The 25,562-nt window shown below is 51.5% G+C and carries 21 protein-coding genes; 15 read left to right on the top strand and 6 right to left on the bottom strand.

Features of this window, described 5'->3' with window-relative positions:
• Positions 1–3: 3 nt before the first annotated feature.
• A complete protein-coding gene (locus SNR34_RS09060) occupies positions 4–867 on the bottom strand; it encodes a DUF2161 domain-containing phosphodiesterase (protein WP_236415867.1) in 864 nt (287 codons plus the stop codon).
• Between the two features lie 422 nt (positions 868–1,289).
• On the opposite strand from SNR34_RS09060, the gene SNR34_RS09065 reads away from it, so the two are divergent.
• The 4 genes from SNR34_RS09065 (at position 1,290) to SNR34_RS09080 (ending at position 8,464) form a co-directional block, all read left to right on the top strand.
• Complete coding sequence (locus SNR34_RS09065) at positions 1,290–3,185, top strand: PrkA family serine protein kinase (RefSeq protein WP_236415866.1); 1,896 nt, start codon at positions 1,290–1,292, stop codon at positions 3,183–3,185.
• A gap of 345 nt (positions 3,186–3,530) precedes the next feature.
• Positions 3,531–4,535, top strand: a complete 1,005-nt coding sequence (locus tag SNR34_RS09070; RefSeq protein ID WP_236415865.1) for a globin-coupled sensor protein — start codon at positions 3,531–3,533, stop codon at positions 4,533–4,535.
• A gap of 130 nt (positions 4,536–4,665) precedes the next feature.
• Positions 4,666–5,670, top strand: a complete 1,005-nt coding sequence (locus SNR34_RS09075; RefSeq protein ID WP_236415863.1) for a LacI family DNA-binding transcriptional regulator — start codon at positions 4,666–4,668, stop codon at positions 5,668–5,670.
• Between the two features lie 328 nt (positions 5,671–5,998).
• Positions 5,999–8,464 (top strand): EAL domain-containing protein, encoded by a 2,466-nt coding sequence (locus tag SNR34_RS09080; RefSeq protein WP_339277132.1) that lies wholly within the window; start codon positions 5,999–6,001, stop codon positions 8,462–8,464.
• 117 nt (positions 8,465–8,581) lie between these two features.
• On the opposite strand, the gene SNR34_RS09085 is transcribed toward SNR34_RS09080, so the two are convergent.
• Positions 8,582–10,024 (bottom strand): SpoVR family protein, encoded by a 1,443-nt coding sequence (locus SNR34_RS09085; protein WP_236415860.1) that lies wholly within the window; start codon positions 10,022–10,024, stop codon positions 8,582–8,584.
• Positions 10,025–10,271: 247 nt separating this feature from the next.
• Positions 10,272–11,438: a sporulation protein YhbH gene (yhbH, locus tag SNR34_RS09090; RefSeq protein ID WP_236415859.1), complete on the bottom strand. Its 1,167-nt coding sequence runs from the start codon at positions 11,436–11,438 to the stop codon at positions 10,272–10,274.
• A gap of 248 nt (positions 11,439–11,686) precedes the next feature.
• Between yhbH and SNR34_RS09095 the strand changes: the two genes are divergently transcribed.
• The 9 genes from SNR34_RS09095 to SNR34_RS09135 all read left to right on the top strand — a co-directional run bounded on the left by SNR34_RS09095 (position 11,687) and on the right by SNR34_RS09135 (position 21,720).
• Positions 11,687–13,048: an MFS transporter gene (locus SNR34_RS09095; protein WP_486181739.1), complete on the top strand. Its 1,362-nt coding sequence runs from the start codon at positions 11,687–11,689 to the stop codon at positions 13,046–13,048.
• A gap of 381 nt (positions 13,049–13,429) precedes the next feature.
• Positions 13,430–14,656, top strand: a complete 1,227-nt coding sequence (locus tag SNR34_RS09100; RefSeq protein WP_339278357.1) for a sulfotransferase family protein — start codon at positions 13,430–13,432, stop codon at positions 14,654–14,656.
• Positions 14,653–16,581 (top strand): asparagine synthase-related protein, encoded by a 1,929-nt coding sequence (locus SNR34_RS09105; protein ID WP_236415857.1) that lies wholly within the window; start codon positions 14,653–14,655, stop codon positions 16,579–16,581. The genes SNR34_RS09100 and SNR34_RS09105 overlap by 4 nt, the downstream gene beginning before the upstream one ends.
• A 33-nt stretch (positions 16,582–16,614) precedes the next feature.
• Positions 16,615–16,752, top strand: a complete 138-nt coding sequence (locus tag SNR34_RS09110) for a paeninodin family lasso peptide (protein WP_236415856.1) — start codon at positions 16,615–16,617, stop codon at positions 16,750–16,752.
• Positions 16,753–16,889: 137 nt separating this feature from the next.
• Entirely contained in the window at positions 16,890–17,831 is a 942-nt protein-coding gene (locus tag SNR34_RS09115) for an aldolase (protein ID WP_236415855.1), read from the top strand.
• On the top strand, positions 17,828–18,127 hold the full coding sequence (locus SNR34_RS09120; protein ID WP_236415854.1) for a lasso peptide biosynthesis PqqD family chaperone: 300 nt from the start codon (positions 17,828–17,830) through the stop codon (positions 18,125–18,127). Before SNR34_RS09115 ends, SNR34_RS09120 begins: the two co-directional genes overlap by 4 nt.
• A 4-nt stretch (positions 18,128–18,131) precedes the next feature.
• Positions 18,132–18,617 (top strand): lasso peptide biosynthesis B2 protein, encoded by a 486-nt coding sequence (locus tag SNR34_RS09125; RefSeq protein ID WP_339277139.1) that lies wholly within the window; start codon positions 18,132–18,134, stop codon positions 18,615–18,617.
• Positions 18,607–19,797 (top strand): nucleotidyltransferase domain-containing protein, encoded by a 1,191-nt coding sequence (locus SNR34_RS09130; RefSeq protein ID WP_486181740.1) that lies wholly within the window; start codon positions 18,607–18,609, stop codon positions 19,795–19,797. The genes SNR34_RS09125 and SNR34_RS09130 overlap by 11 nt, the downstream gene beginning before the upstream one ends.
• 27 nt (positions 19,798–19,824) lie before the next feature.
• Positions 19,825–21,720, top strand: coding sequence for an ABC transporter ATP-binding protein (locus SNR34_RS09135; RefSeq protein ID WP_486181741.1), 1,896 nt, complete (start codon positions 19,825–19,827; stop codon positions 21,718–21,720).
• A gap of 87 nt (positions 21,721–21,807) precedes the next feature.
• Here SNR34_RS09135 and cysC read toward each other — a convergent pair whose 3' ends face one another.
• Positions 21,808–22,446, bottom strand: coding sequence for an adenylyl-sulfate kinase (gene cysC, locus SNR34_RS09140; protein ID WP_486181742.1), 639 nt, complete (start codon positions 22,444–22,446; stop codon positions 21,808–21,810).
• A gap of 217 nt (positions 22,447–22,663) precedes the next feature.
• Here cysC and pdaA point away from each other — a divergent pair, with 217 nt between their 5' ends.
• Complete coding sequence (pdaA, locus tag SNR34_RS09145; protein WP_339277145.1) at positions 22,664–23,449, top strand: delta-lactam-biosynthetic de-N-acetylase; 786 nt, start codon at positions 22,664–22,666, stop codon at positions 23,447–23,449.
• A gap of 70 nt (positions 23,450–23,519) precedes the next feature.
• On the opposite strand, the gene SNR34_RS09150 is transcribed toward pdaA, so the two are convergent.
• Together SNR34_RS09150 and SNR34_RS09155 are read right to left on the bottom strand one after the other, a co-directional pair.
• Positions 23,520–24,368: a DegV family protein gene (locus SNR34_RS09150; RefSeq protein ID WP_486181743.1), complete on the bottom strand. Its 849-nt coding sequence runs from the start codon at positions 24,366–24,368 to the stop codon at positions 23,520–23,522.
• A 44-nt stretch (positions 24,369–24,412) separates the two neighbouring features.
• Positions 24,413–24,847 (bottom strand): hypothetical protein, encoded by a 435-nt coding sequence (locus tag SNR34_RS09155; protein WP_486181744.1) that lies wholly within the window; start codon positions 24,845–24,847, stop codon positions 24,413–24,415.
• 291 nt (positions 24,848–25,138) lie between these two features.
• Between SNR34_RS09155 and SNR34_RS09160 the strand changes: the two genes are divergently transcribed.
• The gene (locus SNR34_RS09160; protein ID WP_486181745.1) at positions 25,139–25,525 is read left to right on the top strand and encodes a DUF423 domain-containing protein; all 387 of its coding nucleotides are present in this window, start codon (positions 25,139–25,141) and stop codon (positions 25,523–25,525) included.
• Positions 25,526–25,562 lie beyond the last annotated feature (37 nt).

The following is a 25,562-nucleotide window of genomic DNA, read 5'->3' on the forward strand; positions in this document are numbered from 1 at the left end:
AGGTCAAGGACGGGGGATATAGGTTTGCACAAGCTCGGCAATGCGTTCAAGTTTCTCCACGTCCTCCTGTCCTTCCCGCTCGAACAGCAGTTCCACGGCGTCGCGATCGGGCATGCTTGACTCCGGATCCGATGAAGAGAGTGGTTCCAGCATGAACGCATGCTCCGTCAATGCTTGAATGCCTTTAATGGTAAGTCCATACTTACCGCGCCGTATTCGCTCAAACCAGCCGTAATAGTTTTTTTGCAAAATGGATGCGGCAGAAGCCACGTTTGCCAATTGGGCCAACGCTGCCGGAGAAGCTTCACCTTCTATCCGCAGCGCCGACGCCACGCGCAGCGCCTTTTCCCTGTATGCGGTCACGAGCGGTTTGCCTGTGCTGCCTCCGACGTTGAAGTCCCCGCTGCGTCCATCGAATTCCCGCATCAGCCGTTGTCTTCGGATGCCGCCCTTGCGGCTGGACAAAGGCGCGGCCCCTGTTGAACTTCCTTCCGGCCGACGCGCGGGCTCGCACAATACATCAATAAGCGGAGCTTTGGTTTTGTAAAAGGTCACGGTCATCAGACCGAGCCCAAGCTGGCTGCAGAGTGCCGTCAATTCCCCCCAACGCTGATTCACCGCGCCGCGTTTGTTCCGGTTTCGTTCCACAGCCAGATAAACGATGGGGCTTAGCTTCAATCGCTGCATCCCTTGCAGCAGCAGGGACAGATTAAACGTTTTTTTCATTTCCACGATCAGCGGTTCATCCAAGTCTGATCTAATGCCAACCAGGTCACAGTGCCTAACCTCGGCTTTGACCACGAATCCGCGTTGTTCAAAATATGCCTTGATCGGCGAATACAGATCCGTTTCATATTTCACTGCCATGATCAACGTACTCCTTCCGCCATCTCCCTTTTGACAATGTCTGGCTCTGTTCCACGCAGAACCCGGAAAGCGAATTGCTCCGTATCGCTGGTTTCCAGGAACAAAGGACATCCTGCTTTAACTACATATACCTCTGATAGTATCATAAACCGGATTTTTTTTCGGCACTGCCGCCGCGGTCTTGGTGCATCGGGCGGTGAAGTTTCGCGGTTCAAGATTAAAAAAAGTGGTCAACTTATCCGGTTTGCCGCATAGGTATGTAATACACTTTTTACAGCAAGAAGACGCCGCACAGATGCAGCGGGACCGAGGTCAGGACCGCGAATTTGGATATTCAAGCAAGAGTTGCAATTCTATGGATTTATTCATACCATTCGGGATGGTTGTCAATCACACTAAAGGAGCCATGGGAGGTACCAAGCATGAATATTTTTGAACGCGTTGCGGAGCATCGGGCAGAGAATGACCGTCTGTCATGGAACGGAACATTCGAAGACTACATCGAACTGCTAAAAAAAGACCCAACCCCGGCAATGACGGCTCACGCCCGAGTATATCAAATGATCGAATCGTATGGCGTGGAAGAGGTGGATGGACATAAACGATACAAATTTTTCGAACAGGAAATTTTCGGATTGGACCGTTCCATCGAAAAGCTGGTGGAAGAATACTTCCATTCTGCCGCACGCAGACTGGATGTACGCAAACGCATCCTGTTGCTGATGGGACCGGTAAGCGGTGGTAAATCCACGCTGGTTACGCTGCTGAAACGGGGATTGGAACAGTTTTCGCGGACGGAGAAAGGGGCGGTGTATGCCATAGAAGGCTGCCCGATGCATGAAGAGCCGCTGCATCTAATCCCGCTTGAGCTCCGGGCAGAGGTGGAAAAAGAGATCGGCGTGCGCATCGAGGGCAATCTGTGCCCCTCCTGCCAAATGCGTCTTCGTACCGAATATGACAATGACATCAGTAAAGTGCGGGTAGAACGGGTGCTTATTTCCGAAGATAACCGCGTGGGAATCGGAACGTTCAGCCCATCCGATCCGAAATCGCAGGACATTGCGGATCTGACGGGAAGCATCGACTTCTCCACCATTACTGAATATGGTTCGGAGTCGGATCCGCGGGCGTACCGGTTCGATGGGGAGTTGAACAAAGCAAATCGTGGTTTGATGGAGTTTCAGGAAATGCTGAAATGCGACGAAAAATTTCTATGGAACTTGCTTTCCCTGACCCAGGAGGGCAATTTCAAGGCAGGGCGCTTTGCCTTGATCAGCGCGGACGAGATGATTGTGGCGCATACGAACGAATCCGAATACAAATCGTTCATTGCCAACAAAAAAAATGAAGCGCTGCAATCCAGGATGATCGTGATGCCGATTCCATATAACCTGAAGGTTTCGGAGGAAGAAAAGATTTATGCCAAGCTCATTCAGCAAAGCGACATGAAGCATGTCCATATCGCGCCGCATGCCTTGCGGACCGCGGCCATTTTTTCCATACTTACCCGTTTGAAGGAAACGAAAAAGCAAGGCATGGACTTGGTCAAAAAAATGCGCATGTACGACGGCGAAGAGGTGGAAGGCTACAAAGAGGCCGACCTGCGCGAGATGCAAAGCGAATATCTGGACGAAGGCATGTCCGGCATTGATCCGCGCTATGTCATCAACCGGATTTCCAGTGCTTTGATTAAACAAAATCTTCAGTGCATTAACGCGCTGGACATCTTGCGGGCCATCAAGGACGGTTTGGATCAGCATGCTTCCATCACGAAGGAAGAGCGGGAGCGTTACCTGAATTACATCGCGCTGGCACGGAAGGAATATGACGAACTGGCGAAGAAAGAAGTGCAGAAGGCCTTCGTTTATTCTTTCGAGGAGTCGGCCAAGACGCTGTTCGAAAATTACTTGGACAATATCGAGGCCTTTTGCAACTGGACCAAAATTCGAGACCCGCTTACCGATGAGGAACTCGACCCGGATGAGCGCTTGATGCGTTCGATCGAGGAACAGATCGGCATTTCCGAAAATGCAAAAAAAGCGTTCAGGGAAGAAATTTTGATCCGCATTTCGGCGTATTCCCGCAAAAAACGCAAATTCGAGTATAACAGCCATGACCGGTTGCGCGAAGCCATCGAGAAAAAACTGTTTGCCGACCTTAAAGATATCGTCAAAATCACGACTTCGACCAAAACACCGGATGCGACTCAACTGAAGCGCATGAATGAGGTGATTAGCCGCCTCATTGATGAACACGGATATACGGCGGCCAGCGCCAACGATCTGCTTCGCTATGTGGGCAGTCTGTTGAATCGGTAAGATGATTGTAAAATAACCATTCCGAATAAGGTTCCTGTGGTTAGCTGTGATGCTCCTTCACAGCGTCAACAGGGACCTTTTTACTATTAATGCCGCTTTTTTTGACTGTATTTTCGGGAAAATCGAGAAAAATATACGTAAACTTTGTGTAAATGGTTCTAAAGGTTTATGTAAACTTAGGGCGATTCGTCTATAATTAATACAGTTATTTACATTTGAAGTGAAGTTTTATACGTCGAAGCTAATATTCACATAGCAGCGGAGTAGCAGGAAGACCGTCGAAGTGGATTGACAGGTGGATTCGTTCGACGATACAGAAGCAATAAGGAGCTGACGGAATTGGTTATGAGTGCAAGTGCAGCAAGACAGAAACAACTAGATTACATCGGACTGACCGCAGGCGACCTTCAAGTGCTTGCCGGGCATCGTCCCGTCTTTGAGAAAGTGGTTGAAGAGGTGGTGGACCATTTCTATTGCCATCTGGGGAAATATCCGAATCTGATGGAGCTGATGGAACGGTTTTCTTCCGTGGAACGACTGAAGCAGACCCAACGGATGTACTGGCTTTCCATGGCTGACGGCGTCGTAGACGATGCTTACATCGACCAACGGATTGCCATTGGGCAAGTGCATTCCCGCATTGGCTTGTCTACCGACTATTATCTGGGTACATACATGGTTTATCTCGATATTGCCACAAGCATTTTTCAGCAGGTCATTCCCGATATGTGGCATCGCGTCATTCAGGCCCTTAGCAAAATGTTCAATTTGGACGCACAGCTCGTGCTCGAAGCTTACGAGATCCGGGAAAAGGACAGGCTGCGCCGGCTTGCCGACGACCAGAAGCACACCTTGCAGGCGATTACGCAAATTACGCAGCAGCTGACAGGTATGATCAGCGAGCTGAACGAGAACGCACAGGCCATTTCCGACGTGGCCAAAGATACCGCCGCTTCCCAGAGACAGGCGCATGGGTTGTTGGAAGACCTTACCGCCGAGATCCATCAGATCGGAAAAATGGGTGAGCTGATCCGTGAAATCTCTGACCAGAGTCACTTGGTGGGCCTGAACGCGGCCATCGAAGCCGCGCATGCGGGAGAATTCGGGCGGGGCTTTGAAGTGGTGGCGGCCGAAGTGCGCAAACTTGCAGCCAGCTCGAGGGAAGCCCAGAGCCAAATTCAGGCCAATCTGGAGCAGATCATGAAAAAGCTGGTCCGTGTACGCGAAGAGTCGGAACAAACGGCTCAGGGTGCCAGCAGCCAAGCTTTCCGTTCGCAGGAACTTGCCGTATTTGCAACCACGATGGAGAATTTGGCAGCGGATTTGCGTGAGTTGCAGCATCAGGAGTAGATTCGGGAACCGGCTTGGAGCCGGTTATACCGTTTCTCCGGAATTTGAGCTATAATAGGAAAACAAACCTGCCGTTGTAACAGTGAATGCAGCTTGAGACAGGGGATTTGAAAGAGGTTGAGGTGATCAGGTGGCTTCTATCCATGATGTGGCCAAAGAAGCGGGCGTATCTGTTGCAACCGTTTCCAAAGTGCTGAATGATTATCCCGATGTAAGTGACAAAACGCGCAAAAAAGTCAATATGGCGATCGAATTGTTAAAATACCAACCCAATGTAGTTGCGCGTGGACTGGTGAAGCGCCGCTCTTGGACGGTAGGGGTTTTGTTGACGGTTCCGTTTACGAACCCTTTTGTGTCGGAGCTGCTGGAAGGCATCAAAACCGCCTTGGAGAACAGCGGCTACGACCTGGTCCGGTTGTCCACGCGTTTTGAGGACCCTGCGTATTCGTTTATCAAACATTGCCGCAGCCGGAACGTGGACGGCGTTGTTGTATTCGGGGAAGGCAGGGAGAACAAGAGCATTGAAGAATTGATTCATGCGGAGATTCCGACGATGTTCATTGACACCGACCTGTTCGGCAAGCGGGCCGGGTACATTACGACCGACAATGCCAATGCCATTGCGATGAGCGTCAAACATCTGTACGAATTAGGCCACCGGAAAATTGCGTATATTTCGGGTACGCTGGGACCGGCCGTCGCCAATCTGCGCCTGGAGGGATACCGCGAAGGTTTGCGGCAATGCGGACTGCCGTACTCCACCGTGCACATGGAAGTATGCGATTATTCCTTCGATGGTGGAAGCAAGGCGGCCCGGCGTTTGCTTGCGCAGAGGGACCAACCGACAGGCATTGTATGTGCTTCGGACATGTCCGCTTTTGGGGCGATCCACGAAATCGAAAAGCATGGGCTGCGTGTTCCCGAGGATATTTCGGTCGTCGGTTTTGACAATACGTATTATGCGCATGTGTTCAAACCCGGACTCACAACCATTAACCAAAACATATATTCCATCGGAATCAAATCGATCGAATATTTGATCGCGATGATCGAGAACCCGGATTATACGCCCCCGGTTGTTACGGAGCCGTCCCATCTCGTTATTCGCCAGACGACGGCACCCGTTCAGGGGTGACACACTTCGCAAGGGGCACGGCCGAGAGGCTGTGCCTTTTGTCTTGAAGTTCACGAAACGTCAGGTATCAGCGACACAATTCAACACGAAATGCTGGGGAAAAGTGTTGATTTTCGACCCTGTGACGTTTAGACTATACTCATTATGATAAACGGGTCTTCTATGTATGGCTTTCGTTTGAGTTTGCTGGCAAATACCATGATGTTGTTGCGAAGGGAGTGCCTGTCGCCTGACAGTGCACTCGCTTCTTTTTTAAGATTCGCTTCATTAGCTATGAAAAGCATGAAACATACATACAAGATTGATCCCGGTTGAAAGGAAAGACGGAGTGGAGCACCTACACGGAACGTACAACATTGAACTGGTCGTTTTGTCTTACATTATTGCCGTTTTGTCTTCTTACGTCGCGCTTGACTTGGCTGGCCGCGTTAGTCTGGCCCGAGGAACCTCCCGAAAGGTTTGGCTTGGCTGCGGGGCCATGGCGATGGGGCTTGGCATATGGTCGATGCATTTTGTCGGCATGCTGGCCTTTGTGCTCCCCAATCACGTTTCTTATTCGTTGGGTAAGGTTGTGTTGTCCGTTCTCTTTGCTGTCGTGGCCTCCGGAGTCGCCCTGCACATTGCAGGCCGAAAGGGCGGGCATGTGAAGCAGATTGCCATTGCAGGTTTGTCGATGACGATCGGCATTAGCTGCATGCATTACGTCGGCATGGCGGCGATGTCCGTTCCAGTGAGCTATGAACCCGCCAAGGTCTGGTTATCCATCCTGATTGCAGCCGCCGCCTCGTTCACAGCGTTGTGGCTCATGTTCATTTTTCGCCAACGCCATTCCAAGCGGCTGTGGATGTATAAACTCGGTAGTGGATTGATCATGGGTTTGGGCATTACGGGCATGCACTATACCGGTATGTCGGCAGCTCACTTTCACGTTTCGGAGGGAGGCATGGGGGTGCCGGGCTTGCGGATCGAACCGTTGTTTCTTGGATACACGATTGCGATCGGCACGTTCATTACCCTGGGTTTGGCATTAAGCGGCATTATCATTAACCAGCGTTTTTCCCAGAAAGACCGCCGTTTGCAAGAAAACGAGCAATGGTACCAGGCTTTGTACGACAATCATGCCGATGCCATTATTTCCGTAGATTGCGAAGGGTACATCAAAGGAATCAATTCTGCGGTCACTCGCATTACAGGATATTTGGAGAAGGATGTCATCCATTGCTCCATAGACGAGATCGTAGAGCGTATCGACATCCACTGGACGTCCGACCCGGCGGACATTTCTTGGGAAGACGGCACTCGCAGCCAGGAGTATTACACGGCTACGATGAAGGGGCTTCACGGTCAGTTGATCGATCTGCACATCACCGTAGTTCCGGTCCTGATTGAGGGGAGTCATGTGGGCAGCCATATCCTGATCAAAGACGTCACCAAGGAAAAGCAGGCCCAGGAACATATTCGCCATCAGGCCTTGCATGATCCGCTTACTGGCTTGCCGAACCGGCGCAAGCTGGACGAAGTGCTGGAGGAAGCCATCGCCACCCACAAGGCCGCGGGCGAAACGTTTGCGGTGATGGTTATGGACATTGACCGTTTCAAAATGATCAACGACTCCCTTGGACATTCCATCGGGGATATTTTTCTGAAGGACGTAAGTGCAAGGATTGTTGGCGCGATTCAGGCTTTCGATTCCGATGCGATGGAGAACGTCATGCTTGCGCGCATGGGCGGGGACGAATTTACGTTGGTCGTCAAAAATGAACAGGGCCATGCGGATCGTGTTCAAGAACTCGCGAAACGAATCGTGCGGGCGATCCAACTGCCCTACCGGCTTAAGGACAATGACTTCTATGTGACTACAAGTATCGGCATCGCCATGTTCCCGGAGCACGGGACAGAAGCGGACATGCTGCTCAAGCATGCTGATACAAGCATGTACGAGGTCAAAAAAAACGGCAAAAACGGCTACAAATTCTATTCGGCCGAGCTGGATTCGGCGTTGTATGAACGAATCGAACTTGAGGGATATTTGCGCAAAGCGCTGGAACGCGATGAAATGGTGCTGTATTACCAGCCTCAGATTCGTACTTCGGACCGTCGCATGATCGGCGTGGAGGCGTTGATTCGCTGGAAGCATCCGCAGAAAGGAATACTGACGCCCGACGTCTTCATTCCGATCGCGGAAGAGACCGGCATGATCTATGACATCGGCAATTGGACGCTGCGTGAAGCATGCAAGCAGATGAAGCGCTGGCACGCGAGCGGGGGGCCGCTCATTCCGGTCTCGGTCAATTTGTCTTCGCAGCAGTTCCATCAGGCCAATCTGCTCGAGCTGGTCAAAAATGCGCTGGAGGATTCCGGGTTGGAGGCTCGTTACCTCGAACTCGAAATTACGGAAAGCATGATGATGGATGCATCCGTATCGACCAGCATTCTGAACGAATTGTCGGCGCTCGGCGTCAAGATCAGCTTGGACGATTTCGGCACGGGTTACAGTTCGCTTAGTTACCTGAAGCAATATCCCATCAATAAACTGAAGATCGACCGTTCTTTCGTGACGGACATTACGGAGAATGTGAGCGATCAAGCCATTGTGGCCACCATCATATCGATGGCGCAGCATTTGAATATGGAAGTGATTGCGGAAGGCATCGAAACCAAAGGACAGCTGGATTTCCTGATGCAGAACGATTGCCGGGAAATTCAGGGCTATTATTTCAGCCGGCCGCTGCCGGCAAGCGAAGTAGAGAATGATTTCTTCATGCCGCTGCGCCAACATTTCAGCAAAGCGTAACATGGCGTGGTTGGCAAACGACAGGCGTTGATCCAGTGACAAAAGGCTGCCCCCTGTAGGGCAGCCTTTTTGGCATTGTACCAACCAGGTTCTGCTTCGCAGCCGGTTCGTCGGCGATTACATAAACTTGCGATGATGCTTTTTCCCGTCATAGGAAAACCAGATCGGTTTATCCTCCACCTTGGTTTCCAGATGAACGGTACGTCCCCATAACCGGTACACGTAAGGGAGGGTACGCTCCATGTATTTGAGGTCAAGCTCAATCCCTTCATAACGGTGCTTGAGCACAAGCTCGCCTGTGCGCAAGTAGTCGGCATCCTGGACGACAAGATAAGGGGAACCGCCGTTAATGCGCGAAAATACAAGCTGATCCCGAATGTTCTCCCACGATTTGTCCGTGATTTTCCATTCAGGCCCCTTTTTTTCGAACACATACAAGTCCAGATCTTCGGTGAGCTGTTTGGTCATGTAGTTGCGAATGAAGGACGTATCGGAATCGAGCTCGCGGACCTCGAATATTTTGGCGCGTCCTTGGTCCGGCAAACGTCCGAACCGTTCGCGTTCCTCGCGGCTGGGATGATCCCACCGGCGTTCGATATCCTCGAAAATTTTCAACCCCAAATAATAAGGGTTCAGGCTTTGGGTGGATGGCTGCACGACCGAGGAATTCAGCTTGGCGAATTCGATCGTCTCCTCGCTGGTCAAGTCCATTTCGCGGATGATGCGCTGATGCCAATAGGACGCCCAGCCTTCATTCATAATTTTGGTTTCCATCTGCGGCCAGAAATACAGCATTTCTTCCCGCATCATGCTCATGATATCCCGCTGCCAATCGGTCAGCACCTCGGAAAATTCCTGAATGAACCACATGATGTCCTTCTCGGGTTCAGGCGGAAAGTGGTGAACTTGGATCTGGGATTCCGGAGCGGGCACCTCCGCTTTGGATTCGTCGAGGGCCCACAAATCATCGTATGGCCCTTCGGGTTTGGGCGGTTTCTCTCCGCGCTGCTCTTTCAGCTTCAATTCCATATAACGCTGTTTATCCAGATGCCTTGGCTTGATCAATTGTGGATCGACATGCTCTTGGATGGCCAATACGGCATCGATGAACGATTCAACGGCTTCTGTACCGTATTCCATCTCATAATTGCTGATTCGGTCTGCCGTCGCGGCCATGCTTTCGACCATATTGCGGTTGGACATGGAGAAGCGGGCATTGTTTTTGAAAAAATCACAGTGGGCCAGCACGTGCGCAACGATCAGCTTATTCTGAATCAGGCTGTTGCCATCCAGCAGGAACGCATAACAAGGGTTGGAATTGATGACGAGTTCATATATTTTACTGAGCCCGAAGTCGTACTGCATTTTCATTTTATGAAACGTTTTTCCAAAGCTCCAGTGACTAAAACGGGTAGGCATGCCATAAGCTCCAAAGGTATAGATGATGTCGGCAGGGCATATTTCGTAACGCATCGGGTAGAAATCCAAACCAAAGCCTGCGGCAATTTCGGTAATTTCGGCAATGGAGCGCTCAAGCGCGGTAATATCGTCCTGCTTCATGGGTTACCTCCTCGGATTGCATTTTCGGCCGAATGCAGCACACGGGCTGCACGCCTGGGAATCAAGGTTGTCATCATCATATGAACAAGCCGTACAGGATATGCTTAGCGAAAAAGTGACCCTTCACGGGTCACTTGATTAACGGCCGGATATTGCCGTGCATACAATAGTTGTTGGGGCGTGATTGGGATTGGCCATTCGGCCTTGAAAATCAATGGCCAGAATCCGAATGCTCCGCTCTGCTTGTTTACGTGGCGACTCCGTTTTCCTGTCTATGAAAGAAGCTGCGCAAAGCCTTATACACTTCGCCTTTTTCTTTGATGACGTAGTACATGAAATGATCGAGTTTGATATGGCGGTAGGCCGACATCAACGTGCTGCTGCGGTTATATTGATTGACTTCGCCGTAACCGAACATGTTGCTGCGCTTCAGCAGCTCGCCAATCAGTTTCACGCATCGTTCGTTATCGGAGGTCAGATTGTCTCCATCGGAGAAATGGAACGGATAGATGTTGTAGCTTGAAGGCGGGTAACGGGAATCGATGATATCGAGTGCTTTCATATATACGGAGGAGCAGATCGTTCCTCCGCTTTCCCCGCGCGTGAAAAATTCCTCTTCCGTCACTTCTTTTGCTTCCGTATGGTGGGCGAGGAACACGATCTCTACTTTTTCATACTGGCGCCGCAGAAAACGGGTCATCCAGAAGAAAAAGCTGCGGGCGCAGTACTTTTCGAATGAACCCATGGAACCTGACGTGTCCATCATCGCGATAATGACGGCATTCGATTGCGGGATGACTTTGTCTTCCCACGTTTTGTAGCGCAAGTCGTCCGGACTGATGTGATGAATGCCCGGATTGCCGCTGGTGGCGTTGCGGCGAAGGTTTTCAAGAATGGTGCGTTTTTTGTCAATGTTGGACTGCATGCCTTTTTTGCGGATATCGTTGAAAACGACCGTGTGCGTTTCGATTTGGTCTTTGTCCTTTTGTTTCAGGTTGGGCAGCTCCAGCTCGGAAAAAAGAATATCCTCCAGCTCTTCGATGCTGACCTCGGCCTCGACGATGTCGTAACCCGCCTGGTCACCTGCCTTTTCGCCTTTGCCAGGCTTTTGCGCAGCCGGATCGCGTCCGATCACATCGCCGACTTGGGTGTCGCCGTCCCCTTGGCCTACATGCTTTTGTTTTTGAAAGTTATACACGAAACGGTACTCATCCAGACTGCGGATCGGTACCTTGATGATTTGTTGTCCATCGGACATGATGATGTTTTCTTCGGTGATCAGATCAGGCAGATTTTGTTTGATGACGTCTTTCACTTTTTGCTGGTGTCGCTGCTGGTCCTGGTACCCTTTGCGGTGAAGCGACCAATCCTCCCGGGAAACAACGAACGAGTATGGCTGGCGTGAATTTGACATGTAGGCACCCCCCAATAATTACGTGGCACAGTTTGACCTGTCGGTAATTAAGTATATTCACGGACAGGGACGATATGTGATGAGCGGGAAGATAAAATGAAACCATTTGTAGCAAAAACGATGCATAGTCCCATCGGAAGCAACATTTTCGAAATAATCCGATGGCTATGTTTTTACAAATCCGGTGAACAAACGAAATGCACATCCTGTACAATGGAAGGAGTTACCCGATTGTTAACAATTGGAGGATGTATGTAAAGGAAGGATTTCCATTGGACAAACGTGCGGTTAGAGCTTGGATCACCTATGATTGGGCTAATTCGGCATATGCAACGACGGTATTGGCAGCAGTACTGCCCGTCTTCTATGCTTCGGTTGCGGCAGCTTCTCTCGATGCGGACACGGCCGCATCCTACCTGGCATATACCCATTCCGTCGGGATGCTGTGCGTGGCGTTGCTGACTCCGCTGCTGGGGGCGCTTTCGGACCTGTCCGGCAGAAAAGGAGACTTTTTGCGCGTATTTACGCTGATCGGTATTTTTTCTACGTTGGGCTTCAGCCTTGTCGGTGAGGGAGACTGGCTGTTCGCTTCCATTCTGCTCGTTGTATCTACGATCGGTTTTGCGGGAGGAAACACCTTTTACGATGCCATGCTGCCCGACCTTGTTCCCATCAGGGAAAGAGAAATGGTATCTTCCAAAGGGTATGCCTACGGCTACATTGGCGGCGGCATTTTGCTGGCGATCAATCTGTTGATGATTCAACAGCCCGGCTGGTTTGGACTGGAAAATACGCTGGCCGGGACAAGACTCGCCTTCATTTCGGTGGCAGCATGGTGGCTGCTGTTTTCCATTCCTATCTTTCGGCATGCTCCCCGCAGGCCTGCAAGCACGGATCGCCCCTCTTCCTGGATGGGGTATGCCAATATGGGCGTATCGAGGCTGCGAGGGACATTCAGTCAAATGCGAAAATTTCCACAGCTGATTCGCATGCTGGTCGCCTTCTGGTTCTTTAATGATGGCATTAACACGATAATCCTGATGGCGACCATCTATGGAACGAGCATCGGCATCGGCACGACCGATCTGATGCTGGCCTTGCTGCTGACGCAATTTGTCGGTTTTCCGTGCACGCTGCTGCTAGGTGCATGGGCGAGGCGGTGGGGGGCCAAGCAGGTACTGATGATCAGTTTGTCGGTGTATGTATGCATCGTGATTCTCGGTTACTTTATGAAGGAAGCGTCCCATTTTTACATGCTAGCCGGATTGGTCGGCGTAGTGCAGGGAATCAGCCAGTCAACGGCCAGATCTTTGTTCAGCAACCTGATGCCTGCAGGTAGAACCGGGGAGTATTTTGGATTCGTTAATATTACGGGCAAATTTGCCTCCATTTTCGGTCCGTTCGTTTTTGGCTGGGTTGGCCAAATCACCGGCTCTGCGCGCTGGGGAATTCTTTCCTTGCTCTTCTTTTTTATCGCAGGCATGGCGGTACTGATGACCGTGAAAGTGCAGAAGGGCGTGGAGGATGCGCTGAACGCCGATCGCGAAGATGGGCCCGGCTGGCCGGGGCACGGTTTGCCGCAGTCGCCGGAGCCTCGTTCCGTTACATGATTTCGCTTGGCATGTTGTGTAATGTCCAAACCTCTAGAAACTCCGGAGCCTGTTCGCTGTAGAGCAGGTGTCCGGGGTTTCTTTCGTTGGAAGGTGTCATAAATCACGGCTTGAGAGGAATAAAGATATATGGGCATGGGGAGGAAGGTCAAAAAATGCAGGATAAACAGAGAAAATATGAAAAAGAGAAAATAAAAGATTGACATGATACAAATCGTATCATAGAGTGTAGATATAGACAGTTTGTATCATGAAAACTCATTAATGATACACCTCATTATTTACGTTCCCCTTAGCTTTGCCACTACATAACTTCGTTTTAACGGAACGAGGAGAGGAGTAGGGCCATTGGTAGACTCTCTAGGAAACGGACTTATATTTTTGCTCTGCGTCCCTCGAAGCGGAAGCTCGCTTTCAACCGTGATGCTGCAAAATCACAGTCGCATCTTTGCTACGCAGGAGATGTGGTTCCTGATGAGCCTGGTTGATCTTCCAACAAACGAGCCGCGAGCATACGGCGGTCATTCGATCATTCGGCAATTTTATAACGCCATGGTATCCGAAGAAGTATTCGAGCGAGCGTGTCGCAGTTTCGCCATGGAAATATACAACGGGTTCTTGGAAGGAAATTCAGCGGAACTCGTCGTTGACAAATCCCCGCGTTACTACTGCATGCTTGAATGGCTCGATCGGCTTTTTCCGCAAGCCAGCCGCATTCACCTCCAACGCAATCCACTTTCCATTGCAGCATCCTATAAAAAAGTGAATCGCAGGACAGGCGAAGGCTTCGATCTGATCGGCAGTCTGAACAGCTCCAAGTTGAATATGAAGGCCGTGGATCTGACATTGGGCATCATGCGGTTAAATGATTATTTCGCGGAAGAACATGCCGGAGCCTACGAAATTCAATATGAGCAGCTGGTCGTCGACCCGCAGGGAGAACTTGAAAAAATGTGCCATTTCCTTGGCGTGGACTATGAACAGGGGATGGAGCAATACGGACGTTTCCTGGACAGTGCCAAGTCCGATATGTTCTACAGCATGGGTGTGGGAGATCCTTATCTCTCCGGGCATCAGGAAGCTCATAAAAATTCTGTTAACAACTGGAATGAAATATTAACCAAACAAGAAACGGAAACGTACTGCCGTGCTCTCGGTGCAGGACTTTTTCATCGAATGGGATATGCGGAACAGCTGGAAGCAGCTGAACGATGGACGGGCGTGCATTATGAACAGCATCCGGACGAAGAACTCGTGCAGCGCTTGACGAACCAATTCCGCAAAGCTACAAACTGGGACTTGCAGCGAGGATATCGTATGCAAACTGGAAGCCGAAGCGCCGAGGCCACCAATTCAATACGTTCGTCCGTAACGGATGAAAAAGAGGATTCCGGGCTGGAGGCACTGGCTACGATCAGGCAGCTGCAAGCCGCTCTTCGTGCAGCCGACCTGAGGCTGGAACAGGGATACCGGGAACGGGATCGGTTGAGATCCCAACTCGCTTCGGCGAACGGCAAAATACAGCGCATCAAGGCATGGGTGCCGTTTGGACAACAGATCAGCGCTTGGGCTTCCCAGCGCAGAGGCATGCGGGGTGAAAAGCCATGAGTGCCATTGCGGGCATTGTTCATCCGGGAGGCAGAGAGGCGTGTTGGGAGGATACTTGGCGCCTGTACGAGGGCCTTGGACACATCCCGGTGGATACCACCGGAATGTGGAAGGGAGATGAAGCTTATTTCAGCTGTCACGCGCAATGGATCACGCCGGAGTCGGTTCTTGAAAAGCTTCCTTTCTATGAAGAAGAGAGCGGATTATGCATAACGGCAGATGCGATCCTCGATAACCGTGAACAGCTTGCGGACCAGCTTCAACTATCGCGTGCGGATCTCGACAGGTTATCCGACAGCGAGTTGATCCTTCGTGCATACCGTCGCTGGGGTGAAGACGTGGCCAGCAAACTGCTGGGGGATTTTACGTTTGCCATCTGGGACGAACGCAAGCGCAAGCTGTTTGCCGCGAGGGACATCATGGGCATGCGGACGTTGTATTACCGACTGGATGGGCCGCGCTTGTCTTTCTGTACGTTGATGGGACCGCTGCTTGGATTGCATGGGGTGCGCAAACAGCTGAACGAAACCTGGTTGTCCGAATTTCTCGCGATCCCCGAGATGTTCGACTCGGCAGATATCGGATCTACCGTATACCAGGGAGTGCAGCAGATTCCTCCGGCACACACGTTGACGTTTCATGAGGGAAAGTTGAGCTTAAAGCAGTATCACCGCTGGGATGAAGTCGAACCGCTGCGACTCAAATCCGATGGCGAATATGTTGAAGCTTTTCGTGAGGTGTTTGCCCAAGCCGTCGATTCCCGTCTGCGAACCCATCGGCAAGTGGCGGCAGCATTAAGCGGAGGGCTTGATTCCGGCGCCGTCGTCGGGTTTGCTTCAGGCACGCTCCGCAAACAGGGCAAGCAGCTGAATGCTTATAGTTATGTGCCCGTGTCCGACTTTAAGGACTACACGTCCAGGACACTGCTGGCCGACGAACGGCCATACATTCGTTCTACCGTGGACCATGTCGGAAACATTGCGGAGAACTATTTGGATTTTGAGGGCAGAAGCCCGCTCAGCGAAGTGGATCCATGGCTTGAAATGATGGAAATGCCATATAAATATTTCGAGAATTCGTTCTGGATTCGCGGTTTTTACGAGAAGGCCAGCCTGCAGAATGCGGGTGTCCTATTGACAGGTGCCAGAGGTAACTTCACCATTTCGTGGGGGCCTGCCCTGGATTACTATGCCAGGCTGCTGAAAAACGGCCGATGGCTCCGTTGGATCCGGGAAATGCAGCAATACAGCGCTCATACGGGCATGCCGTTTACCCGTATCGCGAAAATTACGGGACGCAAAGCGTACCCGAGCTGGTTTCAGAAGACGTCAGCAGGCGAGGCACCTGCCCATCCGCAAATGATTCACCCGGACTTTGCGCAAAAAACGGGAGTGCTTGAACGGCTCAACACGTTGATCGTGCTTCAGGGCGGGGCACGTGCCGACGCGATCAAGGTAAGGGCGCAGAAGTTCAACAATTTGGCGATTGCCAACAAAAACGGTGCCGTAGCTACCAAATGCTCGCTTCGATATCGGGCATGGGAGCGCGATCCCACCAGCGATGCACGGGTGGTCCGCTTTTGCTTGTCTGTCCCGATCGAGCAGTATGTAAGGAATGGCACGGACCGGGCTCTGGTTCGCCGGGCGACTTCGCCGGAACTGCCGGACAAGGTCAGGCTGAATCAGCGTGTGCGAGGGGTACAGCCTGCCGACTGGCTGCACCGCATGATCCCGGATTGGAAGGCATTCATCGCCGAGATGCATGATCTATGCACAGACAGCAGGGTGGCGGGCATTCTGAATACGGAACGCATCCGGACCGCGATGGCGAACATCGGGGAACCACGGCCTGAGCTGGCCTCCCATCCGGATCTGAGGCTGATGATGCACAGCCTGATTGTATACCGCTTTATGCGCCAGTTCTGAACCAACGTGAATTCTTTAAAGGAGGTGATGACGATGAACGCTGAGAAAAAAGAATGGCAAGCGCCAGCTCTTGAAGTATTGGAAGTCAATCAGACGATGGCTGGGATTGGTTGGAGACAAATCGACTGGATCTCTGATCACGATGCTGACCTGTACAATCCGGTTTCCTAATAATTACATGTGATTCATGTCTGATCATACTTAAAGGGCGAAAAGACGGAACATCGATCTTTTCGCCCAGCCCTTCTATTTTTGCGAATAAATATAAGGGCTTTTTTCATATATGTGGTGCAAAGGAGGGCCTGAGCTTGTTGCCTGTACAATACGATGCGTATGGATTGCGCTGGAGCAGCTATATTTCGATGCCCGAACTTCAGGTTGCAAGAAACCAAACCGAACCGGGTCACGCCGATGTACATATTGAAACAGCCGAGCTGCACGACTTGTGGGCCGAGTGGAATGTAGGGAATGGCAATTTTGTAGCAAGAGACGGATGCTTTCTTTTTCGGATTGACCATGTCGGCATGTTTTGCATGGAACGGGGGCGGCGCATCTTGATCAGCCCCGAGCCTGATGCCGACGAGAAAAAGACGAGGCTTTACATTCTGGGCACATGCATGGCCGTCATTATGATGCAGCGCGGGGTTCTTCCCCTCCATGGAAGCGCAGTCGTCATCGATGGATGGGCATATGCGTTTGTGGGACATTCCGGGGCAGGCAAGTCGACCCTGTCGGCAGCCTTGGCCTCACGGGGATATCCTTTGTTGACCGATGATATCGTTGCATTGACTTGGGATGCAGGAGGAAGAGCGATCGTATCTCCGGGGTATCCCCAACAGAAGCTGTGGCAGGCCAGTCTGGACGGCTTTGGCATGGAATCGCAGCATTATGCTACGGTGCATGCGGAGATCACCAAATACGCCATTCCGGTTCAGCACTATTTTCATGACAGTCCGGTACCTCTGGGAGGCATATTCGAACTTGCTCCTAAGCCGGATGCGGCGCCAGGCCCGATTCAACTGCATGAAGTAGAGGGGCTTGAAAGGCTGCATCTGCTGTGCACGCATACGTTTCGCAGCAGCCTGATTGCCCGCCAGGGGTTGGCGCAGTGGCTGTTTGAGACGGTGTCACGGCTCTCGGCAGGTGTGGAAGTATCCAGAATTACGAGGTCTGGTACCGAATTCACCGCATTCGAGATGGTGGACCGGATTACGAATCACATAAGCAAAGGAGTGTATACCGCACAATGACGGCAATCAAACCATTGGAAGAGCAAGACCGGATTACGCGCAAAGAGGGCAATCTCGTTAGCGATATGGGTGGAGAGAAAGTGATGATGAGCATCCAGAGCGGAAAGTATTACAATTTGGGGACCACCGGCGGCCGGATTTGGGAACTGTTGTCCGAAGAGCGAACGGTGTCCGGAATCGTTGATGTGCTGTCTTCCGAATACGAGGTCGATCCTCAGGTGTGCTTGAGCAGCGTGACTGCATTTTTGGAGCATCTGTCCCGCGAAGGATTAATCGACGTGCTCCCTGGAGAATAGGACGATGCTGCTCCGCAAACTCAGAACGTATCGTTCTTTGCCGAGCGAGATGCGTTCGTTGATCTGGGAAGCGTATTTCGGACTCGGCTGGGCCAGAATTCTCAAAGCGATGCCGTTTGCCAAAATAGCACCGGGCCTTGGAACACCTATGGTAGAGACGTCATCGGACGGATTAAATCGCGCCGATGTCTTAACCGTACGCAACATATCCAAAGCAATCCTCATGGCGAGCAAGTTCGCCTGGTGGGAGAGCCGCTGCCTGGTGATGGCCATCGCCGCGATGAAAATGCTGGAACGGCGCGGCATCGACAGCACGCTGTATATGGGCACTGCGCGTGACAAACAGGGACGGATGGCTGCCCATGCCTGGCTGCGCAGCGGCAAACTCATCGTGACCGGTGCCGATACGATGGAACAGTATACGGTGGTAGGCGTGTTTGGCAAACATTGTTCGAAGAAGGAGTCTGGGGAGATTGTTTATGACACATGAATTTGAACGCTGCACTGCCGGTTTTCCACAGGAGCTCAAGCTCATGCTAAGCATGTTGAACGGAGATTTTCGGAAGCTCTCGTCCGAAGAGGGGAGGGAACGGCTGCAAGGCGTGGATTGGAATCTCTTTTTGCAGCTTGCGATGCACCATAGATTGTACGCCGTCCTTTATCTGAACATCACCGCGATGCATGACGTGCCATTTCCTCCGGCTGTTGTGGAAAGCCTGAAGCAGGAATATACGGCAAATACGTTTCGCATGCTGCATTTGACGGCAGAGATGGAACGGGTATGCGGAAGACTGACGCAAGCCGGGATCCGCAATATTACGATGAAGGGTCCTGCCTTGGCCCATGACCTGTATGGAGATGTTTCCCTGCGCACCTCCAAAGACCTGGATCTGTTAATCCCGTTTGACGATGTGGAACAGGCGGAAGCCGTGCTGCTGGATCTCGGTTACATATGCAAGGACGATAAAGGAAGACGAAGCGTAAGCAGCTGGAAGTGGCGCGAGCATCATATCTGTTACAAGCATCCGGTTCGAAAAACGCAGGTGGAGATTCATTGGCGACTAAATCCGGACACGGGCCGGGAAGCCGGTTTCGAAACGTTGTGGCAGAGGAGCAGGGTCAGCGCATATACCTCGACTCCGGTTCGCATGCTGGAGCGCGAGGATTTGTTTGCGTACTTGGTCACTCATGGAGCAAGACACGGCTGGTTCCGGCTGCGCTGGCTGTATGACATTGACCGTATGCTGCGAACGATGCCCCTTGACCTGGATGCTGTTTCCCGGCGAATGAAGCTCGAAGGACGCTTGCCGATTGCCGGACAGGCGCTCATTCTCTCCGCAGCGTTGTTCAATACCCCTTTGCAGCGTTGTCAGGGGGAGCTGCAATCAAGTATGGAGGGAAAAGGAGAGCGGCTTGCCCGACAGGCGTTGTTGTTTATGCAAGGCATGCTGGCTGCGCCCGACGATCTCAAGATCTATCGCTCCTATCTGTTCGCTCTCCGAAGCCCTGGCCAGAAGCTTCTCTTTTTCAAAGAACGCTTGTATCCCAGCACCTGGGACGTAGCCCAACTGCCGCTGCCCAAGTCCCTGCATTTTCTATATTTTCCGTTACGTCCGTTTCTATGGTGTTGGCGCCGTATGAAACGCAGTACGATGACGGAAAGGGGGTAAGTCATGATTTCCGAGCTGCGATTTTATATGCGTAAACTGCATGAAATTACCGGACCGATTCTGTACTGGAACCTGATCGGCATGATATGCATCAGCCTGATGGAGGGTATCGGCATTTACATGCTTGTACCCATGCTCGGGTTGATCGGCGTTTTCGATCCTGGCAGCGCAGGCATTCAATTGCCGTGGGCTTCGGAATGGCTCGGCCGTTTCCCCGAACATACACGCCTGATTCTCGTGCTGCTTGCTTTTGTGCTGATCGTAGCCGGGCAGGCATGGTTGCAAAGACTGCAGACGGTGCGGAACACCCGCATACAGCAGCAATTCGTGCGGACGCTGCGCCTCGATACCTATCGTGCGTTGATCATGGCCAATTGGCCATTTTTTCTTCGGAAACGAAAAGCCGATTTCAGCCATGTGCTGACGACAGAGCTTGCCCGCGTAAGCCAGGGAACCGGCATTGTGCTGCAGATGGCAGCATCGATCATTTTTACGGCCATCCAGATCGGTCTGGCCTTCCTGTTATCGATAAAGTTGACCTTGCTGGTGATTGTCTGCGGGCTGCTGCTGTTCGTTGCCCTGAAAAGGTTTGTCAAGCAGGCCAAACAAATCGGGGACCAGACGACGGAATATTCGCAGCATTATTACAACGGGATTACGGAGCATTTCAACGGCATCAAGGATATCAAAAGCAACATGCTGGAATCGTCCCATATCAGCTGGTTCGAGCTGATGTGCAAACGGATTGAACAGAACGTGGTCCAGTTCATTCGTTTGAACAGCAGAACGCAGTTGATTCACCGGGTGTCTGCAGCCGTGATGATTGCTGCCTTTATTTATATTTCGCTGCGCGTTCTTGTCGTTCCGCCTACCAGCCTTTTGCTGATTATTCTGATTTTCTCCAGATTGTGGCCGCGATTTACGTCGATTCAGTCCAATCTGGAATACATCAGCTCCATGCTGCCTGCATTCCGGATCGTTCGCGAGCTGCAGGTGGAGACGGAGAACAGCCGGGAAATCAGCGATGGCATCACCGAAGGCACCTTGCAGAAGGAAGCTGGTGAGCGGGAGCCAACCATCCCTGGACCGCGGAAAAGCAGAGGCAAAGCGGACATGGCTTTCCAAAGCCATACAGCAACGGGCATGACATTTGACCAGGTACAGCCTCTGGAGTTGACGAGAAGCATCGAATGCCGCAATGTCAGTTACCGGTATGCAGGCAGTCCTTCGTACGCGCTGCATCAAGCAAACATTTCGATTCCGGCCAAAGGCATGACGGCGATCGTAGGCAAATCCGGAGCGGGGAAAAGCACGCTGATCGACCTGATCATGGGGCTGGTACGTCCCGAAGAGGGACAAATCGTGATCGACGACCTTCCGTTGTCGGAGGACCGATTGCTGAAATGGCGGAGCTCGATTGGTTATGTGTCCCAGGACCCGTTCCTGTTTCACTCAAGCATTCGCGAAAATTTGCAGTTGGTCGATCCCCATGCAAGCGAGGAGCAGATGTGGCGGGCATTGCAATTTTCGTCTGCCGGAGCATTCGTCCGCAAGCTTCCTCAGGGCCTGGATACCGTCATAGGCGATCGCGGTGTTCGGTTGTCGGGCGGCGAGCGCCAACGGCTTGTTTTGGCCAGGGCGATGCTGCGCAATCCGTCCGTACTGGTGCTGGATGAAGCAACGAGTGCTCTAGATAGTGAAAATGAACAGCATATTCATGCCGCGTTGGAACAATTGCGGGGACGCATAACCATTATCGTCATTGCGCATCGTTTGTCCACGATTCGTACGGCGGACCGGGTCATCGTTTTGGAGGAGGGCAAGGTCATTCAGCAGGGTGGCTACCAACAGCTCTCGGCGGATCCCGTTGGGACCTTCAGCAAACTGCTTAGCATGCAGACAGGCATGGCAGGACAAGGATAAGGATAAGGTGCGATAGGATTACGTTAAAAGCAGGGCATGCGAAAGGCGCAGACTACAGCTGCGCCTTTGCATTTTGCGGAAATAAGTTCATGATGTTGTGCCGCTGACCGATGAGAGTGGCAAAGAAAGGGCCTGAATATGCTCCAAATGCTGCATGATTTGGTCCACGGCGTCCTCCAGCGGCAATAATTCCGTGTCAATGATGAGAGAAGGGTTAGAGGGAATGTCATAAGGGGCTGAAATGCCTGTAAAATGAGGGATCTCTCCGTTGCGTGCCTTTTTGTACAGTCCCTTGGGATCGCGTCGTTCACATTCTTCGATCGAACAACGGACATAGATTTCAACAAAATCTCCGGGTTCAAACAGTTGCCTAACCATCTCCCGGTCCTCTGCGTTAGGCGAGATAAATGCGGACAGTACCACCAACCCGGCATCCACCATGAGCTTCGAAACCTCGCCGATCCGTCTCAGATTTTCTTGCCGATCTTCGGCATTGAAACCCAGATCCTTGTTCAACCCATGCCGGACGTTATCTCCGTCCAATACGTAACAACGCAGGCCCTGCTGATGCATTCTTCGTTCCAGGGCAAAGGCCAGAGAAGACTTTCCTGCGCCGGACAATCCGGTAAACCATAAGGTGAGACTGCGATGGCCATTACCGTGTTCCCGTTCCGTTCGACTTAAGCTTGAATGCTGCCAGGTAAGGTTGCGTTCTTGTGCTGACATTGGTATCCCCCTTGTTCCCACTCTGAATATATTATATTTTAACATATTTTCAATATTATAGCTATTTATTTGAGAGACTGCTTCCGTTATTTGGTGGAGGAAAAGGCTGGCTGCACCGTTACATATATTCGAAAGTCCTGTGGCATATTACCTGTAGATGCGTGTACGTCTGTGTCGGAGAACGACGCGCCTATACTCAGGAACAGGAGAGAATATGATGAAGCGATTTTTACTTTGCGCCAAATTGACCTTGCTGGCCATTGGCATGTTGGTGGGCACGGGACAAGTGGATGCATCGCCGATTAACGGGGCTTATCATTTTGGTTTCAAAAAAAGCGAGAACGGCCAGCTGCCGTCCATTGATCAAGAAGGCTTCAAAGCCATTTTGCAGCAGAATGATGCCATTTTTTTGGGAGATACGAAACAAAAGGAATTGTATTTGACGTTTGACAACGGGTATGAGAATGGGTTTACGCCGGCGATTCTGGATGTTTTGCGTGACAAGAAGGTGCCTGCCGCGTTTTTCGTTACAGGGCATTATTTGAAGGATCAGCCGGAACTCGTAAAACGCATGGCAGCGGAAGGGCATGTCGTGGGGAATCATTCCTGGAGCCATCCGGACATGACTCGCATCTCCAATGAAAAAATAAAAACGGAGTTGGCACAGGTTCAAACGGAAATCCATCGTCTCACGGGCCAACAAACGTCCTATTTGCGCCCGCCGCGCGGCATCTTCAACAACCGTACATTGGCCGAGAGCCGTGCCCAAGGATATGTGAACGTTTTTTGGTCCGTAGCTTACAAGGATTGGGATACGAACGTTCAGCGGGGGACGGATTATGCGCGTCAGCAAGTGCTCAAGCAATTACATCCCGGGGCGGTCATCTTGCTTCATTCGGTCTCAAAGGATAATACGGAGGCGCTGGCATCCATTATCGACGAAGCGCGCAAGCAGGGATATGTATTCAAACATTTGAACGAGCTGAAGACGAAGAGTTATTGATTCATATCAAAAGGGCATCCTGTCCGGCGTACGACGTCCGCGTGCAGGAATGCCCTTTTTCGATGTTTGGTTAGACTACGGTATGATAAATGATGCCGATCGTTTTTGGACCACAATGGCTGCATATTACGCATCCGGCGGTCGTGATTTCTACGCGGGCCCCCGTTTGCTCCTGCAGCGTTTTTTGGAGAGCAAGCGCATCCTCCTTCGCCATGGTGTGCACAACGATGATCAGGTCTTTATCGATCTGCTCTTTATCGGCCAGACTGTTCTGGAGCATCTGATCCATCGCTTTTTCCCGTTTGCCGCGCACTTTGTAAGCCGGAGTCATTTTCCCGTCGGCCACACGAATGACCGGACGGATCTTCAACAGGCTGCCGATCAGATTTTGCATGCCGGAGCAGCGTCCGCCCTTATACAAATATTCCAGGGTGTCAATGACAAACTCTGTTCGCACATGGAGCCGCACGCTTTCCACCAGCTTGGTGACCTCAGCCAAGGTTTGCCCTTTTTCAGCCGCCTGCACCGCCTTCATGACGAGCAAACCAATTCCGGAAGACAGATTAAGGGAATCTACGACGGAAATTCGCCCCTCCGGGAATTCAGTGCTGGCAATTTTGGCGTTCTGATATGTGGAAGAAAGCTCGGAGGACAGGCTGATATACAGGATGTCGTCTCCCTGTTCTATGTAGGGTCTGAAAGCAGCCATGAAATCGGCCGGGGAGGGTGCAGCCGTTTTGGGCAGCCGTCCGTCCTGGTCCACTCGCGCATATAGTTGTTCAGGGGTGATTTCCACCCCATCCTTTAGCGATTCGTCCCCAAAAACGACGTAAAGGGGAATGACGCCGATGTCATAAGTCTGAATCCATTCGGGATTCAAATCGCTGGTGCTGTCCGAAAAAATTTTGATTCGTGGCATGTCGATCTCCTTTGTCCAATTGGAATGTTGAAAACGTTACATCATTAAAGTAGATAGATCCCGGCGAACACAAGAGCTGCGCAGGCCAGAATCATCAGGCCATTCAGCAGGGTTCCAATGACGGCGAATACTTTCCTGCGATTCCGTATGACCAGGCCGACGATCCCGACGATTAAGCCGGCCAGGTTAAGAATGATGCAGGCCAGCATCGAGACGGAGGCCAGGATGATGGCCGGGTGCAATGCAAGCTGTTCCACTTGCTCGGGAGTGAGCGCATGGCCCATGTAGCTGCTTATCGCGGCTGTCACCAGAACAAATATGACGATGTAGGCAAGCAGCGCCGTGATGCCGATCACGAAACTGGCGATTCCGGGACCGGAATGTTTTGTTTTTGGGTTAGATGATTGATCGTTTGCATGATAATCCTGGTTGGGGGATGCTTCAGGGAAGTCAAATTCATGCCCAGGCTTTTGATCCATAACGTAATGTCCCTCCTTATCCGTTATAGTAGGGTTTTAAACTTCATTTTCTTTCATTGACGGAGCTGCAATCCTTAGCTCGCTGCAATTTTACCTTATAACTTTTCCATAATTAACGATAAAAATCAAGGTTTTGTATGCATGCAGCATGTATACGAGATTAAGCCTCATCCGTGCCGGGAGGAAATGAACGGCGTCATTCTGCGCAACTGGCAAATGCCCCGGCATTTCGTTACAATAAACATGGTGCAGAGTGAAGGTTGGAAGACTGAATCAAGAGGAGAGAAGAACATGCAACGAAGATGGATGACGGTTGGCGCCGTATTGACGATGCTGTCCGTAGCCATAGGCGCATTTGGAGCGCATATGCTGAAGGAGTTCGTTGGGGCCGATGCCATCGCCGTATATGAAACCGGGGTGCAGTATCACATGATTCATGCCCTCGGTTTGCTGATCATCGGGCTGACGGCAGGGCAACTCGGTGAATCGGCCAAACTTCGCTGGGCGGCGAGGTTGTTGTTGAGCGGCATTATCGTTTTTTCGGGAAGTTTGTATACACTCACCATAACAGGGGTCAAAATGTTGGGAGCCATCACGCCCATCGGAGGCGTAGCGTTCATTCTCGGATGGCTGCTGTTCGCGCTCGATTTGTGGCAGCGCGGAGCAAGCCGGAAATGAAGGAAAAAGCAGCTTACGGGGAAGTGATGACGTTTCC

The sequence above is a fragment of the Paenibacillus sp. XP01 genome (genome assembly GCF_057364885.1).

What these genes read in the sequence shown, in the direction of transcription:
- SNR34_RS09085 (WP_236415860.1), bottom strand. Translation starts at nt 10,024, where the DNA reads ATGAAGCAGGACGATATTACCGCGCTTGAGCGCTCCATTGCCGAAATT.
- SNR34_RS09150 (WP_486181743.1), bottom strand. Translation starts at nt 24,368, where the DNA reads ATGCCACGAATCAAAATTTTTTCGGACAGCACCAGCGATTTGAATCCC.
- yhbH (WP_236415859.1), bottom strand. Translation starts at nt 11,438, where the DNA reads ATGTCAAATTCACGCCAGCCATACTCGTTCGTTGTTTCCCGGGAGGAT.
- cysC (WP_486181742.1), bottom strand. Translation starts at nt 22,446, where the DNA reads ATGTCAGCACAAGAACGCAACCTTACCTGGCAGCATTCAAGCTTAAGT.
- SNR34_RS09095 (WP_486181739.1), top strand. Translation starts at nt 11,687, where the DNA reads ATGTATGTAAAGGAAGGATTTCCATTGGACAAACGTGCGGTTAGAGCT.
- SNR34_RS09105 (WP_236415857.1), top strand. Translation starts at nt 14,653, where the DNA reads ATGAGTGCCATTGCGGGCATTGTTCATCCGGGAGGCAGAGAGGCGTGT.
- SNR34_RS09065 (WP_236415866.1), top strand. Translation starts at nt 1,290, where the DNA reads ATGAATATTTTTGAACGCGTTGCGGAGCATCGGGCAGAGAATGACCGT.
- SNR34_RS09125 (WP_339277139.1), top strand. Translation starts at nt 18,132, where the DNA reads ATGCTGCTCCGCAAACTCAGAACGTATCGTTCTTTGCCGAGCGAGATG.
- SNR34_RS09135 (WP_486181741.1), top strand. Translation starts at nt 19,825, where the DNA reads ATGCGTAAACTGCATGAAATTACCGGACCGATTCTGTACTGGAACCTG.
- SNR34_RS09160 (WP_486181745.1), top strand. Translation starts at nt 25,139, where the DNA reads ATGCAACGAAGATGGATGACGGTTGGCGCCGTATTGACGATGCTGTCC.
- SNR34_RS09120 (WP_236415854.1), top strand. Translation starts at nt 17,828, where the DNA reads ATGACGGCAATCAAACCATTGGAAGAGCAAGACCGGATTACGCGCAAA.
- SNR34_RS09130 (WP_486181740.1), top strand. Translation starts at nt 18,607, where the DNA reads ATGACACATGAATTTGAACGCTGCACTGCCGGTTTTCCACAGGAGCTC.
- pdaA (WP_339277145.1), top strand. Translation starts at nt 22,664, where the DNA reads ATGAAGCGATTTTTACTTTGCGCCAAATTGACCTTGCTGGCCATTGGC.
- SNR34_RS09070 (WP_236415865.1), top strand. Translation starts at nt 3,531, where the DNA reads ATGAGTGCAAGTGCAGCAAGACAGAAACAACTAGATTACATCGGACTG.
- SNR34_RS09155 (WP_486181744.1), bottom strand. Translation starts at nt 24,847, where the DNA reads ATGGATCAAAAGCCTGGGCATGAATTTGACTTCCCTGAAGCATCCCCC.
- SNR34_RS09110 (WP_236415856.1), top strand. Translation starts at nt 16,615, where the DNA reads ATGAACGCTGAGAAAAAAGAATGGCAAGCGCCAGCTCTTGAAGTATTG.
- SNR34_RS09060 (WP_236415867.1), bottom strand. Translation starts at nt 867, where the DNA reads ATGGCAGTGAAATATGAAACGGATCTGTATTCGCCGATCAAGGCATAT.